The organism is Streptomyces sp. NPDC026515 (genome assembly GCF_055567595.1).
Genome location: NZ_JBVHQD010000007.1, coordinates 344236 through 358639, shown reverse-complemented (window position 1 = coordinate 358639; position 14404 = coordinate 344236). Strand labels below are relative to the sequence as shown.

At 70.8% G+C, this 14404-nt stretch carries 13 protein-coding genes; 12 read left to right on the top strand and 1 reads right to left on the bottom strand.

The window, feature by feature from the left end; translation table 11 throughout:
• From murG to ACZ4O3_RS17010, 8 genes are all read left to right on the top strand, one after another.
• Nucleotides 1–1089: an undecaprenyldiphospho-muramoylpentapeptide beta-N-acetylglucosaminyltransferase gene (murG, locus tag ACZ4O3_RS17045; RefSeq protein WP_362721480.1), complete on the top strand. Its 1089-nt coding sequence runs from the start codon at nucleotides 1–3 to the stop codon at nucleotides 1087–1089.
• 28 nt (nucleotides 1090–1117) lie between these two features.
• Nucleotides 1118–1912, top strand: a complete 795-nt coding sequence (locus ACZ4O3_RS17040) for a cell division protein FtsQ/DivIB (RefSeq protein ID WP_362721492.1) — start codon at nucleotides 1118–1120, stop codon at nucleotides 1910–1912.
• A 277-nt stretch (nucleotides 1913–2189) separates the two neighbouring features.
• Nucleotides 2190–3392 carry a cell division protein FtsZ gene (ftsZ, locus tag ACZ4O3_RS17035; RefSeq protein WP_467722734.1) on the top strand — a complete coding sequence of 401 codons (1203 nt, stop codon included), beginning with the start codon at nucleotides 2190–2192 and terminating at the stop codon, nucleotides 3390–3392.
• Nucleotides 3393–3402: 10 nt separating this feature from the next.
• Nucleotides 3403–4131, top strand: a complete 729-nt coding sequence (pgeF, locus tag ACZ4O3_RS17030) for a peptidoglycan editing factor PgeF (RefSeq protein WP_467722732.1) — start codon at nucleotides 3403–3405, stop codon at nucleotides 4129–4131.
• A gap of 6 nt (nucleotides 4132–4137) precedes the next feature.
• Complete coding sequence (locus tag ACZ4O3_RS17025) at nucleotides 4138–4857, top strand: YggS family pyridoxal phosphate-dependent enzyme (protein ID WP_467722731.1); 720 nt, start codon at nucleotides 4138–4140, stop codon at nucleotides 4855–4857.
• Between the two features lie 126 nt (nucleotides 4858–4983).
• A complete protein-coding gene (locus ACZ4O3_RS17020; RefSeq protein WP_362728551.1) occupies nucleotides 4984–5625 on the top strand; it encodes a cell division protein SepF in 642 nt (213 codons plus the stop codon).
• Nucleotides 5626–5674: 49 nt separating this feature from the next.
• Nucleotides 5675–5959 carry a YggT family protein gene (locus ACZ4O3_RS17015; RefSeq protein ID WP_046729537.1) on the top strand — a complete coding sequence of 95 codons (285 nt, stop codon included), beginning with the start codon at nucleotides 5675–5677 and terminating at the stop codon, nucleotides 5957–5959.
• A gap of 55 nt (nucleotides 5960–6014) precedes the next feature.
• The gene (locus ACZ4O3_RS17010) at nucleotides 6015–7307 is read left to right on the top strand and encodes a DivIVA domain-containing protein (protein WP_467722729.1); all 1293 of its coding nucleotides are present in this window, start codon (nucleotides 6015–6017) and stop codon (nucleotides 7305–7307) included.
• 224 nt (nucleotides 7308–7531) lie between these two features.
• Here the strand turns inward: ACZ4O3_RS17010 and ileS are convergent, their stop codons facing one another.
• Entirely contained in the window at nucleotides 7532–10672 is a 3141-nt protein-coding gene (gene ileS / locus ACZ4O3_RS17005; protein WP_467722727.1) for an isoleucine--tRNA ligase, read from the bottom strand.
• 601 nt (nucleotides 10673–11273) lie between these two features.
• Between ileS and ACZ4O3_RS17000 the strand changes: the two genes are divergently transcribed.
• The 4 genes from ACZ4O3_RS17000 to ACZ4O3_RS16985 all read left to right on the top strand — a co-directional run bounded on the left by ACZ4O3_RS17000 (nucleotide 11274) and on the right by ACZ4O3_RS16985 (nucleotide 14364).
• Nucleotides 11274–12179: a TraR/DksA C4-type zinc finger protein gene (locus ACZ4O3_RS17000; protein ID WP_467722725.1), complete on the top strand. Its 906-nt coding sequence runs from the start codon at nucleotides 11274–11276 to the stop codon at nucleotides 12177–12179.
• 67 nt (nucleotides 12180–12246) lie between these two features.
• Complete coding sequence (gene lspA, locus ACZ4O3_RS16995; protein ID WP_362720025.1) at nucleotides 12247–12855, top strand: signal peptidase II; 609 nt, start codon at nucleotides 12247–12249, stop codon at nucleotides 12853–12855.
• A 97-nt stretch (nucleotides 12856–12952) separates the two neighbouring features.
• Complete coding sequence (locus ACZ4O3_RS16990) at nucleotides 12953–13897, top strand: RluA family pseudouridine synthase (protein WP_362720022.1); 945 nt, start codon at nucleotides 12953–12955, stop codon at nucleotides 13895–13897.
• Nucleotides 13894–14364, top strand: a complete 471-nt coding sequence (locus tag ACZ4O3_RS16985; RefSeq protein WP_467722723.1) for a GNAT family N-acetyltransferase — start codon at nucleotides 13894–13896, stop codon at nucleotides 14362–14364. Before ACZ4O3_RS16990 ends, ACZ4O3_RS16985 begins: the two co-directional genes overlap by 4 nt.
• Nucleotides 14365–14404 lie beyond the last annotated feature (40 nt).

Here is a 14404-nt window from a genome sequence, read left to right as displayed (position 1 = left end):
GTGCATGTCGTACTCGCTGGTGGGGGGACCGCCGGCCACATCGAGCCCGCGCTCGCCCTCGCGGACGCCCTGCGCAGGCAGGACCCCACCGTGGGGATCACGGCCCTGGGCACGGAGCGCGGCCTGGAGACCAGGCTGGTGCCCGAGCGCGGCTACGAGCTCGCCCTGATCCCGGCGGTGCCGCTGCCCCGCAAGCCCACCCCTGAACTGATCACCGTGCCGGGCCGGCTGCGCGGCACCATCAAGGCGGCCGAGCAGATCCTGGAGCGCACCAAGGCGGACTGCGTCGTCGGCTTCGGCGGCTATGTCGCCCTGCCCGGCTACCTCGCCGCCAAGCGGCTCGGTGTGCCGATCGTGATCCACGAGGCCAACGCCCGTCCCGGCCTCGCCAACAAGATCGGCTCCCGGTACGCCGCCCGGGTCGCGGTCTCCACCCCGGACAGCAAGCTGCGCGACGCCCGCTACATCGGCATCCCGCTGCGCCGCTCGATCTCCGTGCTGGACCGCGCGGCCGCCCGCCCGGAGGGCCGTCACCGCTTCGGCCTCGACCCCAACCTGCCCACCCTGCTGGTCTCCGGCGGCTCCCAGGGTGCCCGCCGCCTCAACGAGGTCACCCAGCAGGTGGCGCCCTGGCTCCAGCAGGCCGGCATCCAGATCCTGCACGCGGTCGGCCCGAAGAACGAACTGCCGCAGGTACACCAGATGCCGGGGATGCCGCCGTATGTCCCGGTAAGTTACCTGGACCGGATGGACCTCGCGTACGCGGCGGCCGACATGATGCTCTGCCGCGCGGGTGCGATGACCGTCGCCGAGCTCTCCGCCGTCGGACTCCCGGCCGCCTACGTCCCGCTGCCCATCGGCAACGGCGAACAGCGGCTGAACGCCCAGCCGGTGGTCAAGGCCGGCGGCGGCCTGCTGGTCGACGACGCGGAACTCACCCCGGAGTGGGTGCAGCAGAACGTCCTGCCCGTGCTCGCCGATCCGCACCGGCTGTACGAGATGTCCCGCGCGGCAAGCGAGTTCGGCCGCCGGGACGCCGACGACCTGCTCGTCGGGATGGTGTACGAGGCGATCGCCGCCGGCCGTTAGGCGGTACGACGAAAGGCAAGTGAGCAGCGTGGCCGGACCGACCACCGCCGAGCGCGGTCAACGCCAGCAGGAGTCGTCCGGCCCGCGGCCCGCCCGGCGGTGGGGAAACCGCCGCTTTCGTATGATCGTCATTCTGGCCCTGGGGGTTGTGCTCCTGGGCTCCGGCTCCGTCTGGCTGCTGTACGGCTCCCCGTGGCTGCGCGTGCGGCACGTCTCCGTCTCCGGGACGGCCGTTCTCACGCCCGAGGAGGTGCGGGAGGCGGCCGGCGTTCCGGTCGGGGCGCCGCTCGTCTCGGTCGACACGGACGCCGTCGAGGCCCGACTGCGCCGGAAACTGCCCCGCATTGACGAGATCGACGTCGTCCGTTCCTGGCCCCGTGGAATCGGGCTGAAAGTGACCGAGCGTACGCCCGTCCTGCTCATCGAAAAGGGCGGAAAGTTCACCGAAGTGGACAAGGAAGGCGTCCGGTTCGCGACGGTTTCGCAGGCACCGAAAGGTGCTCCAACGCTGGAATTGAGTCTGTCCCGGTCCGGTTCGGCCACCGCGAGCCTGCGCCGCTTCGGCGCCGGCCGGCTGGTGCGGGAAGCGGTGGAGGTCGCGGGTGACATTCCGGCCGCCGTCCGCCGGGACACCCGGACCCTCAAGGTCCGTTCCTACGACGACATCACGCTGGAGTTGAGCGGCGGCCGCACGGTCGAGTGGGGCAGCGCCGAGAACGGCGCCGCCAAGGCGCGCACGCTCACCGCCCTCATGAAAGCCGCCTCCGGCGCGCGGTACTTCGACGTAAGTGTTCCCACCGCCCCTGCGTCAGCGGCGAGTTGACGCACATCAGCGCAGGCCAGCACCCTGGTTGGGCACTGCTACGGCTGATCACATAGGGTGAAAAGAAAAACGGGAGGTTCGGCGTGTTCGTTGAACGGGCGCCACTTGTCGACTTAGTGTCCTGTTCAGAAGACTTCAAGGAACGGACACACTGGTAACCCTAAACTTCAACGTTAGGGTTCGGGTCGGCGCTACGGACCGTCCCAATCGGCATCTGCCGTCCCGCGCGGGCATCGCATGGCGACGGCAACGTAATTCGAGGCGAGAGGCCTTCGACGTGGCAGCACCGCAGAACTACCTCGCAGTCATCAAGGTCATCGGTGTCGGCGGCGGTGGTGTCAATGCCATCAACCGGATGATCGAGGTCGGTCTCAAGGGCGTCGAGTTCATCGCCATCAACACCGACGCTCAGGCGCTGTTGATGAGCGACGCCGACGTCAAGCTCGACGTCGGCCGTGAACTCACCCGTGGACTCGGCGCCGGCGCCAACCCGGCCGTCGGCCGCAAGGCCGCCGAGGACCACCGCGAGGAGATCGAGGAGGTCCTCAAGGGGGCCGACATGGTCTTCGTGACGGCCGGCGAAGGCGGCGGCACCGGCACCGGCGGCGCCCCCGTCGTGGCCAACATCGCCCGCTCGCTGGGCGCGCTCACCATCGGCGTGGTCACCCGCCCCTTCACCTTCGAGGGCCGGCGCCGCGCCAACCAGGCCGAGGACGGCATCGCGGAACTCCGCGAGGAGGTCGACACCCTCATCGTCATCCCGAACGACCGGCTGCTCTCCATCTCGGACCGCCAGGTCTCGGTCCTCGACGCGTTCAAGTCGGCCGACCAGGTCCTGCTCTCCGGCGTCCAGGGCATCACCGACCTCATCACCACGCCCGGCCTGATCAACCTCGACTTCGCCGACGTCAAGTCCGTCATGTCCGAGGCCGGCTCGGCGCTCATGGGCATCGGTTCGGCCCGCGGCGACGACCGTGCGGTGGCCGCCGCGGAGATGGCGATCTCCTCGCCGCTCCTGGAGGCCTCCATCGACGGCGCCCGGGGCGTGCTGCTCTCCATCTCCGGCGGTTCCGACCTCGGCCTGTTCGAGATCAACGAGGCCGCCCAGCTGGTCAGCGAGGCCGCCCACCCCGAGGCCAACATCATCTTCGGCGCGGTCATCGATGACGCCCTCGGCGACGAGGTCCGGGTGACGGTCATCGCGGCCGGCTTCGACGGGGGCCAGCCCCCGGCCCGCCGGGACAACGTGCTGGGCTCGTCCTCGGCCTCGGCCTCGGCCCGCCGCGAGGAGCCCGCTCCGGCCCGGCAGCCCGAGTCCCGCCCGTCCTTCGGCTCGCTCGGCAGCGTGACCCCGAAGGAGGAGCCGGAGCCGGCGCCCGAGCCGGTGGCCGACATCCCGGTCGCCCCGCCGGTCCCGCCGTCGCGTTCCTACACGGACAGCGCGGCCGAGGAACTGGACGTACCGGACTTCCTCAAGTGATCCTTCTGACGTGATAGGACAGCGCGAAACCGTGAACGGCGCGCACTTCGGCTTCACCGACAGGTGGGGCGGGGTGAGCGCCGTTCCGTACGAGCAGCTCAACCTGGGCGGGGCGGTCGGCGACGACCCTGCCGTGGTACGGACCAACCGTGAGCTGGCCGCCAGGTCGCTGGGCCTGGACCCCGGCCGGGTGGTCTGGATGAACCAGGTGCACGGCAACGACGTGGCCGAGGTCGAAGGGCCGTGGACCACCGGGCCCACCCCCGAGGTGGACGGACTGGTGACCGCGACGCGGGGGCTCGCCCTCGCCGTGCTGACCGCAGACTGCGTGCCGGTCCTGCTGGCCGACCCGGTGGCCAAAGTGGTCGCCGCCGCCCACGCCGGACGGCCGGGCATGGCGAAGGGGATCGTGCCGGCCGCGATCGGCGCCATGGTCTCGCTCGGCGCCGACCCGGCCCGGATCGTCGCCCGCACCGGACCCGCCGTCTGCGGACGGTGCTACGAGGTGCCGGAGGCGATGCGGGCCGAGGTGGCCGCCGTCGAGCCGGCGGCGCACGCCGAGACCAGCTGGGGCACCCCCGCGGTCGACGTGAGCGCCGGCGTGCACGCGCAGCTCGCGCGCGCCGGGGTGCTCGACCGGGCGCAGTCGCCGGTGTGCACGCTGGAGTCGGATGATCACTTCTCGTACCGTCGGGACCGTACCACCGGGCGGCTCGCGGGCTATGTATGGCTGGACTGATGGGGCATGACGGACCGTAGGACCGAACTCGCCACGAACCTGGCGAAAGTGGAGGAGCGCATCGCCGCCGCCTGTGCGGCGGCCGGGCGCAAGCGGGCCGAGGTGACCCTGATCGTGGTCACCAAGACCTACCCGGCGAGCGATGTGCGGATCCTGTCGGGGCTCGGCGTGCGCCATGTCGCCGAGAACCGGGACCAGGACGCCGCCCCCAAGGCCGCCGAATGCGCGGATCTGCCCCTCGCCTGGCACTTTGTCGGTCAATTGCAGACCAATAAAGTGCGGTCCGTGGTGGGTTACGCGGATCTCGTGCAGTCCGTCGACCGTTCCAGGCTCGTCGAGGCGCTGTCGAGGGAGGCGGTGCGGGCCGGGCGCGAGGTGGGGTGCCTCCTTCAGGTCGCGCTCGACGCGGGCGCGAGCGGAAGGGGGGAGCGCGGCGGCGTGGCACCGGGCGGAATCGAAGAGTTGGCCGACCAGGTCGCCGGATCGCCGGGGCTGCGGCTCGGCGGCCTGATGACCGTCGCTCCGCTCTCCGGGGAGTACGCGGGGCGTCAACGGGCGGCGTTCGAGCGGTTGATGGATTTGTCGACCGACCTGCGCCGAGCCCATCCGGCTGCGAACATGGTCTCCGCAGGGATGAGTGCGGACCTGGAGGAAGCCGTGGCCGCCGGGGCGACACATGTGCGCGTCGGCACTGCGGTACTCGGCGTCCGCCCCGGGCTCGGGTAACGTCGCCAAGAAGTCGGACCACAGCAGAAAATATGGTCAATGTGGCCCAATATGGGCACAACGGCCACGTGGATCGCGGGACTTGGCAGTCGTCACCGATCCACCACAGAGCGGAGGACTCAGAGCATGGCCGGCGCGATGCGCAAGATGGCGGTCTACCTCGGCCTCGTGGAGGACGATGGGTACGACGGCCGCGGATTCGACCCTGACGACGACTTCGAGCCCGAACTGGACCCGGAGCCCGAACGGGACCACCGACGGCATGAGCCGTCACACCAGTCCCACGGAGCACACCAGTCCCAAAGGGACGATTCGGTGCGAGTGGTGCAACCGCCGGCGCCGCGTGAGCCGGTGTCGCATTCCGCGTCGCTGCCCGTGGAATCGGGTCGCCCGGCGCGTATCGCCCCCGTGGCGTCCATCACACAAGAACGCGCGAGCCTGGAGAAGAACGCACCGGTGATCATGCCCAAGGTCGTGTCGGAACGAGAGCCGTACCGGATCACCACACTCCACCCCCGGACCTACAACGAGGCCCGTACCATCGGGGAACACTTCCGTGAGGGCACCCCGGTGATCATGAATCTGACTGAGATGGATGACACAGACGCGAAGCGACTTGTCGACTTTGCGGCCGGTTTGGTGTTTGGTCTTCACGGCAGCATCGAGCGGGTGACGCAGAAGGTGTTCCTGTTGTCGCCTGCTAACGTCGATGTCACGGCGGAGGACAAGGCCCGCATCGCAGAGGGCGGGTTCTTCAACCAGAGCTGAGACACCACACCGGTAGGAAGATGGAACAGGGGAGAGGGAAGCACGGATCATGAGCGTGTTCCTTGATGTGATCTACATCGCGCTGATGTGCTTCCTCATCGTGCTGATCTTCCGGTTGGTCATGGACTACGTGTTCCAGTTCGCCCGCTCATGGCAACCAGGCAAGGCGATGGTGGTCGTACTTGAGGCCACTTACACTGTCACCGATCCACCGCTCAAGCTTCTGCGGCGGTTCATCCCGCCGCTGCGTCTCGGGGGCGTGGCGCTCGACCTGTCCTTCTTCGTACTGATGATCATCGTCTACATCCTGATCGCGATCGTTGGTCGGCTGTGATGAGCGATGTGACCTACCGTCTTGCCGATGCCGACGACTACGTTGAGGTGAAGAGATGCCGTTGACCCCCGAGGACGTGCGGAACAAGCAGTTCACGACCGTCCGCCTCCGAGAAGGCTATGACGAGGACGAGGTCGATGCCTTCCTCGATGAGGTCGAAGCCGAACTGACGCGCCTGCTCCGCGAGAACGAGGACCTGCGCGCCAAACTGGCCGCGGCCACGCGCGCGGCTGCCCAGAACCAGCAGAACATGCGCAAGCCTCCGGAGCCGCAGGACCAGCAGGGCGGCATGCCCCAGGGCGGTATGCCCCAGCAGGGCGGCATGCCCCAGGGCGGTATGCCCCAGCAGGGCATGCGAGGTCCCGGCGCTCCGGTGCCCGCCGGCATATCGGGCCCGCCGCAGCAGCAGATGGGTGGCCCCATGGGCGGTCCCCCGCAGCTGCCGAGCGGCGCCCCGCAGTTGCCGGCCGGTCCCAGTGGCCAGGGCGGTCCGCAGGGTCCTGGTCCGATGGGCCAGGGTCCGATGGGTCAGGGTCCGATGGGCCAGGGCGGCCCGATGGGTCAGGGTCCGATGGGCCAGGGCCCCATGGGACAGGGTGGTCCGATGGGCCAGGGCGGTCCGATGGGCCAGGGTCCGATGGGCCAGGGCATGGGCCAGGGCCCGATGGGCGGCCAGCCCCCCATGCAGCAGCAGATGGGTGGCCCGATGGGCGGCCCCATGGGCGGTCCGATGGGCGGCCCCGGTCAGGGCCCTGGTGGCGACAGCGCCGCCCGAGTCCTCTCGCTGGCCCAGCAGACCGCCGACCAGGCGATCGCCGAGGCCCGCTCCGAGGCCAACAAGATCGTCGGCGAGGCCCGCAGCCGCGCCGAGGGTCTGGAGCGTGACGCCCGTGCCAAGGCGGACGCGCTGGAGCGGGACGCGCAGGAGAAGCACCGCGTCGCCATGGGCTCCCTGGAGTCCGCGCGCGCCACGCTGGAGCGCAAGGTCGAGGACCTGCGAGGCTTCGAGCGTGAGTACCGCACGCGTCTGAAGTCGTACCTGGAGTCGCAGCTGCGTCAGCTGGAGACCCAGGCCGACGACTCGCTGGCGCCGCCGCGTACTCCCGCCACGGCTTCCCTGCCGCCGTCCCCGGCGCCCTCCATGGCCCCGGCCGGCGCGAGCGCCCCGTCCTACGGCGGCCAGCCCATGGGCGGCCCGTCTGCCGCTCCGCCGTCCTACGGCGGCCAGCAGCAGATGACCCCGGCGATGACCCAGCCGATGGCACCGGTACGCCCGCAGGGCCCCTCTCCGATGGGCCAGGCGCCGTCCCCGATGCGCGGCTTCCTCATCGACGAGGACGACAACTGACGGCGGGCGCGTAGCGCGTCGCAGTCGTCGGCAGAGCATGACAGGGCGGGCCCCGGATCTCGATCCGGGGCCCGCCCTGTTTATGCGCGTTGCACGTCCCGGCACGGGGCCGGCGTCGAGGGGCGCGGGGAACCGCGCACGGTGGTGTGGCGGGCCGTGGCCATGAGGAGGGGCCCGTCCTCCCCTGGTGGGAAGAACGGGCCCCTCCTGGCCGAGACCGGCGCCTACGCCTTCCGCAGGCGGAACGTCAGCGACAACCCCTCGTCGGTGAAGGGCGCCCCGTAGCCGTCCTCACCTTCGCCCTGCGCGAAGTCCGTCGCCAGCACCTCGTCCGCGATCAGCTCGGCATGCTCCGCCAGCGCCGCGATCACCGCCGGGTCGGTCGACACCCACCGCAGCGCGATCCGGTCGGCCACGTCGAGCCCGCTGTTCTTGCGCGCCTCCTGGATCAGCCGGATAGCGTCCCGGGCGAGCCCCGCCTGGCGCAGCTCCTCCGTGATCTCCAGGTCGAGCGCGACGGTCGCACCGGAGTCCGACGCCACCGACCAGCCCTCACGAGGCGTCTCCGTGATGATCACCTCGTCCGGTGCCAGCGTCACGGTCTCGCCGCCGACCTCCACCGACGCCGTGCCCTCGCGCAGCGCCAGCGACAGCGCGGCCGCGTCCGCCGCGGCGACCGCCTTCGCCACGTCCTGCACCCGCTTGCCGAACCGCTTGCCCAGCGCCCGGAAATTGGCCTTGGCCGTGGTGTCCACCAGGGAGCCGCCGCCCACCTCGGACAGCGACGCCAGCGAGGAGACGTTCAGTTCGTCGGTGATCTGCGTGTGCAGCTCCGGGGCGAGCGCGTCGAAGCCGACCGCGGCGACCAGCGCCCGGGACAGCGGCTGACGGGTCTTGACGCCCGACTCCGCGCGCGTGGCCCGGCCGAGCTCCACGAGCCGTCGTACCAGAAGCATCTGCCGGGACAGCTCCGGGTCGATCGCGGACAGGTCCGCCTCCGGCCAGGAGGTCAGGTGCACCGACTCCGGTGCGCCCGGGGTGACCGGCACCACCAGGTCCTGCCAGACCCGCTCGGTGATGAACGGGGTCAGCGGGGCCATCAGCCTGGTGACGGTCTCCACCACCTCGTGCAGCGTGCGCAGCGCGGCCTTGTCGCCCTGCCAGAAGCGGCGGCGCGAGCGGCGGACGTACCAGTTGGACAGGTCGTCGACGAACGCGGACAGCAGCTTGCCGGCGCGCTGGGTGTCGTACGCCTCCAGCGCCTGGGTCACCTGGTCGGTGAGCGCGTGCAGCTCGGACAGCAGCCAGCGGTCGAGCAGCGGGCGGTCGGCCGGAGCCGGGTCCGCCGCGCTCGGCGCCCAGTTCGACGTGCGGGCGTACAGCGCCTGGAAGGCGACCGTGTTCCAGTACGTCAGAAGGGTCTTGCGCACGACCTCCTGGATGGTGCCGTGGCCGACCCGGCGGGCCGCCCACGGGGATCCGCCGGCGGCCATGAACCAGCGCACCGCGTCCGCGCCGTGCCGGTCCATGAGCGGGATCGGCTGCAGGATGTTGCCCAGGTGCTTGGACATCTTGCGGCCGTCCTCGGCGAGGATGTGGCCGAGGCACACCACGTTCTCGTACGACGACTTGTCGAAGACCAGCGTGCCGACCGCCATGAGGGTGTAGAACCACCCTCGCGTCTGGTCGATCGCCTCGGAGATGAACTGGGCCGGGTAGCGGCTCTCGAACAGCTCCTTGTTCTTGTACGGGTAGCCCCACTGCGCGAACGGCATCGAGCCCGAGTCGTACCAGGCGTCGATGACCTCCGGCACGCGCGTGGCCGTCTTCGCGCACTGCGGGCAGGCGAAGGTGACCTCGTCGATGAACGGGCGGTGCGGGTCCAGGCCCGACTGGTCGGTGCCGGTCAGCTCGGTGAGCTCCGCGCGGGAACCGACCACGGTGAGGTGGTTGTCCTCGCAGCGCCAGATCGGCAGCGGGGTGCCCCAGTAGCGGTTGCGGGACAGCGCCCAGTCGATGTTGTTGTTCAGCCAGTCCCCGTAGCGGCCGTGCTTGACGGTCTCCGGGAACCAGTTCGTCTTCTCGTTCTCCTGGAGGAGCCGGTCCTTGATCTCCGTGGTGCGGATGTACCAGGACGGCTGCGCGTAGTAGAGCAGCGCGGTGTGACAGCGCCAGCAGTGCGGGTAGCTGTGCTCGTACGGCAGGTGCTTGAAGAGGAGGCCGCGCTGCGCCAGGTCCTCGGTGAGGCGTTCGTCGGCCTTCTTGAAGAAGACGCCGCCGACCAGCGGGACGTCCTCCTCGAAGGTGCCGTCCGGGCGGACCGGGTTCACCACCGGCAGGCCGTAGGCGCGGCAGACCTTGAGGTCCTCCTCACCGAAGGCGGGGGACTGGTGGACCAGACCCGTACCGTCCTCGGTCGTGACGTACTCCGCGTTCACGACGTAGTGCGCCGGTTCCGGGAACTCCACGAGCTCGAACGGACGTTGGTAGGTCCAGCGCTCCATCTCGGCGCCGGTGAAGGTCTCACCCGTGGTCTCCCAGCCCTCGCCGAGCGCCTTGGCGACCAGCTGCTCGGCGACGACGAGCCGCTCCTCGCCGTTGGTGGCGACGACGTAGGTGACCTCCGGGTGCGCGGCGACCGCCGTGTTGGACACCAGGGTCCACGGGGTGGTCGTCCACACCAGGAGCGCGGCCTGGCCGGCGAGCGGACCGGAGGTGAGCGGGAAACGGACGTACACGGAGGGGTCGACGACCGTCTCGTAGCCCTGCGCCAGCTCGTGGTCGGACAGGCCGGTGCCGCACCGCGGGCACCAGGGGGCGACGCGGTGGTCCTGGACCAGCAGGCCCTTGCCGAAGATCTCCTTGAGCGACCACCAGACCGACTCGATGTACTCGGGGTCCATGGTCACGTACGCGTCGTCGAGGTCGACCCAGTAGCCCATGCGGGTCGTCAGTTCGGAGAACGCGTCGGTGTGCCGGAGGACGGACTCCCGGCACTTCGCGTTGAACTCGGCGACGCCGTACGCCTCGATGTCGGGCTTGCCGCTGAAGCCCAGCTCCTTCTCGACCGCCAGTTCCACGGGCAGGCCGTGGCAGTCCCAGCCGGCCTTGCGGGCCACGTGGTAGCCGCGCATGGTGCGGAAGCGCGGGAAGACGTCCTTGAAGACGCGCGCCTCGATGTGGTGGGCGCCGGGCATGCCGTTGGCGGTGGGCGGGCCCTCGTAGAACACCCACTCGGGGCGGCCCTCGGACTGCTCCAGGGTCTTGGCGAAGATCTTCTGCTCGCGCCAGAAGTCGAGCACGGCGTGCTCGAGGGCGGGCAGGTCGACCTGTGCGGGCACCTGGCGGTACGTCGGCGCTGTCATCTGCGAGCTTCCTCCAACGGACTTGCTGCCTTCCGTCGGAGGGACGAGAGCCTTGTCTTGCGGACGCCGTGTGCGGCGCGCTCCCGCGGTACCACCCTCCTTGGCTCCCCGGCGCCGTACGTGCCGCGGAGCCCCCTCATTGGGGTCGCGAAACCGGTTCTACTCGCCCCCGCCCTTCGGCTGCGGCTTTCTTCCGGCGGCTCCGGGGTGATCTTCACGTCGCGCTCGCCCCCGGGCTCCCACCGTCCCCGGGTCGCTCTGGGCTGCGTACGCCGCTACTCGTCCCCATCCACGCTTCTCGCTCCGCCCAGTGTACGGCGCCGCACGGACAGCGGCCGACCCGTTTTCCGGGCACCGGCGCCGCCCGGCCGTCCAGCTGTCGAGATGACCCGAATGGCGCGGTACGCGTGTTCGCATCCTGGGATGTCCGGCTCGGCGGATTACCGCGCGGGGAGCTGGGCACAACGCATGCATACCGGCTGCGTGGGGGGTGCGGGGCGGGCGGATCGGGCGGCGTGCCCCGTTGCCGAGGGACTCAGGTCGATTTATCGTCCCAGCACGATTCGCGTGCAAGATCACAATATGTGAAGGGGCCGCGGCCATGGTGGCGAAGAAGACCGCCGTACAGCAGTCGGCGTCCGGCCGATCCAGGGGTGCGGCTGCCTCCGACGGCGACACCGAGGGGGACGCCAGGAAACGGGGCACGCGCGCGGGAGCGTCCGCCGGGGCAGGCGAAATGGCTGGTGAGAAGGGCTTTGCCGGGAAGGCGGGCGGGCCGGGGACGCCGGTGGAGAAGGCGGACGGCAAGAAGCTGGACGAAAAGAGAGCGGACGCGAAGAAGGCCGCCGGGACGAAGCCGGCGGGAAAGAGAGCGACCGGGGCTGCCAAGGGCGTCACGGGGAAGCCGGAGAAGAGCGCCTCCGGGTCCGCGGCGACGAGGACCGCGGCGGTGAAGGGCACGGCCAAGAAGAGCACGGCCAAGAAGGCGGGCGCGGCGCGGGCCGCGAAGCAGACGGGAGCCACGACGGTGGTTGCGAAGAAGACCCCTGGCAGGGCCGCTGCGGCGGCGGACACCGCCGTCCCCAAGGCGCGGGTCGCCACGGCGGCTCCGGGCGAGCTCGCGGTGCGTCCCGGCGAGGACCCGTGGGCGCCTGAGGAGGTCGAGGAGGCGCGCACCGAGCTGATGACCGAGGCACTGCGGCTGCGTGCCGAGCTGGACGCCTCCGACAGCGCCCTGGCCGGTCTGATGCGGGACTCCGGGGACGGCGCCGGTGACGACGAGGCCGACACCGGCACCAAGAACATCACCCGCGAGCACGAGCTGTCGCTGGCCGCCAACGCGCGCGAGATGCTCGAGCAGACCGAGCGGGCCCTGGAGAAGCTCGACGCGGGCACCTACGGACTCTGCGAGAACTGCGGGAACCCCATCGGGAAGGCCCGGATGCAGGCCTTCCCGAGGGCGACCCTGTGCGTCGAGTGCAAGCAGAAGCAGGAACGCCGCTACTGAGCATCGGGGTCGCGTGGGGCGTGCCGTAGTCTCGTCCCGAGGCAGGCACCTAGGTTGAGGGACTCACGTGGCAGAGGCGGAGCGCATCATCGGTACGCCGGAAACTCCGGACGACGGCGGTGAGGAGACGGCGGCACCCGGCGTGTCCGGCGCGGAGCAGCAGGGAGCCGTGGACGGACGGCGGCCCGGGCGCGGACGCCGGATCGCCGTGCTGTTCGCGGTGGCCGCCTTCGCGTACGCCCTCGACCTGGTCAGCAAGATGATCGTGGTCGCGAAGCTGGAGCACCACGCGCCGATCGAGGTCATCGGCGACTGGCTGGAGTTCCACGCGATCCGCAACCCGGGCGCCGCCTTCGGGTTCGGCGGCGCCTTCACGATCATCTTCACGGTGATCGCGGCGGCCGTGATCGTCGTGATCTTCCGGCTGGCCCGCAAGCTCTACAGCTTCCCCTGGGCGGTCGCCCTGGGCCTGCTGCTGGGCGGTGCGCTCGGCAATCTCACCGACCGGATCTTCCGCTCGCCGGGCGTCTTCGAGGGCCAGGTCGTCGACTTCATCGCGCCCAAGGGGTTCGCGGTGTTCAACCTGGCCGACTCGGCGATCGTCTGCGGCGGCATCCTGATCGTCCTGCTCTCCTTCCGCGGCCTGGACCCGGACGGCACCGTCCACAAGGACTGACCGGCGCCGGGACGGCCCGGGCCGGGTGCCGGGGCCGGAGCGCGGGCCGGACGGGCTCGCGTACGGCGCTGTCGGCGCGGTCCGGCATACTCGACGGGTGAGTACCCTTCCCGAGATCCGAACCCTGCCCGTGCCCGACGGCCTGGAGGGCGAGCGTGTCGACGCCGCCATCTCCCGCATGTTCGGCTTCTCCCGCACCAAGGCGGCCGAGCTGGCCGCGGCGGGCAAGGTCCAGGTCGACGGCGCGGTGGTCGGCAAGTCGGAGCGGGTCAGCGGCGGGTCCTGGCTGGAGGTCGAGATGCCGGGGGCGCCCGCGCCCGTGCAGATCGTCGCGGAGCCCGTCGAGGGCATGGAGATCGTGTACGACGACGATGACGTGGTCGTCGTCGTCAAGCCGGTCGGCGTGGCCGCGCACCCCAGCCCCGGCTGGACCGGCCCGACCGTCATCGGCGGTCTGGCGGCGGCCGGCTACCGGATCTCCACCTCCGGCGCCGCCGAGCGCCAGGGCATCGTGCACCGCCTCGACGTCGGCACCTCCGGCCTGATGGCGGTGGCCAAGTCGGAACGTGCGTACACCTCGCTCAAGCGCCAGTTCAAGGAGCGCACGGTCGACAAGCGCTACCACACGCTCGTGCAGGGCCACCCGGACCCGACCAGCGGGACCATCGACGCCCCCATCGGCCGCCACCCCCAGCACGACTACAAGTGGGCGGTCACGGCCGACGGCAAGCCCTCCGTGACCCACTACGACCTCATCGAGGCGTTCCGCGCGGCCTCCCTGCTGGACGTGAAGCTGGAGACCGGCCGCACCCACCAGATCCGCGTCCACATGGCGGCCCACCGCCACCCCTGCGTCGGCGACCTCACCTACGGCGCCGACCCCACGCTCGCCAAGCGGCTGCACCTGAGCCGGCAGTGGCTGCACGCGGTCCGGCTCGGCTTCGAGCACCCCGGCACCGGCGACTGGGTCGAGTTCGAGAGCGACTACCCGGAAGACCTGAGCAAGGCGCTGGACCAGGTCCGCGAGGAGACGTACGGATGAGCACGCGCGCGTACGACGTACGGGTCGCCGAGGACCCCGCGGACCTGGAGGCGTGCTTCGCCGTGCGCAAGCAGGTCTTCGTCGTCGAACAGGGCGTCCCCGAGGACATCGAGTACGACGCGTACGACCCCGTGGCCCTGCACGTGCTGGCGATCCGCGAGGACGGCGTACCGCTCGGCACCGGCCGGCTGCTGCACGGCGAGGCGGCCCTGGAGAAGACCGGCGGCGACCTGTCCCTCGGCTCCCTGGGCCGGCTCGCGGTCTCCGAGGAGGCCCGCGGCCTCGGCATAGGCGTGGCCCTGGTCCGGGCCATCGAGGACGCGGCCCGCGCGCGTGGCCTGAGCGCGGTGGACCTGCACGCGCAGACGCGCGCGCTGGGCTTCTACGAGCGGCTGGGCTACGAGCCCTACGGCCCGGAGTACGAGGAGGCGGGCATCCCGCACCAGGGGATGCGGCGCGCCCTGTAGCGCAGCCCGTGCCGGGAGACCGCGTGGCAGGCTGGAGGCC

What these genes read in the sequence shown, in the direction of transcription:
- ACZ4O3_RS16985 (WP_467722723.1), top strand. Translation starts at nt 13,894, where the DNA reads ATGAGCACGCGCGCGTACGACGTACGGGTCGCCGAGGACCCCGCGGAC.
- ACZ4O3_RS17000 (WP_467722725.1), top strand. Translation starts at nt 11,274, where the DNA reads ATGGTGGCGAAGAAGACCGCCGTACAGCAGTCGGCGTCCGGCCGATCC.
- ACZ4O3_RS17010 (WP_467722729.1), top strand. Translation starts at nt 6,015, where the DNA reads ATGCCGTTGACCCCCGAGGACGTGCGGAACAAGCAGTTCACGACCGTC.
- ileS (WP_467722727.1), bottom strand. Translation starts at nt 10,672, where the DNA reads ATGACAGCGCCGACGTACCGCCAGGTGCCCGCACAGGTCGACCTGCCC.
- ACZ4O3_RS17025 (WP_467722731.1), top strand. Translation starts at nt 4,138, where the DNA reads ATGACGGACCGTAGGACCGAACTCGCCACGAACCTGGCGAAAGTGGAG.
- ACZ4O3_RS17020 (WP_362728551.1), top strand. Translation starts at nt 4,984, where the DNA reads ATGGCCGGCGCGATGCGCAAGATGGCGGTCTACCTCGGCCTCGTGGAG.
- ACZ4O3_RS17015 (WP_046729537.1), top strand. Translation starts at nt 5,675, where the DNA reads ATGAGCGTGTTCCTTGATGTGATCTACATCGCGCTGATGTGCTTCCTC.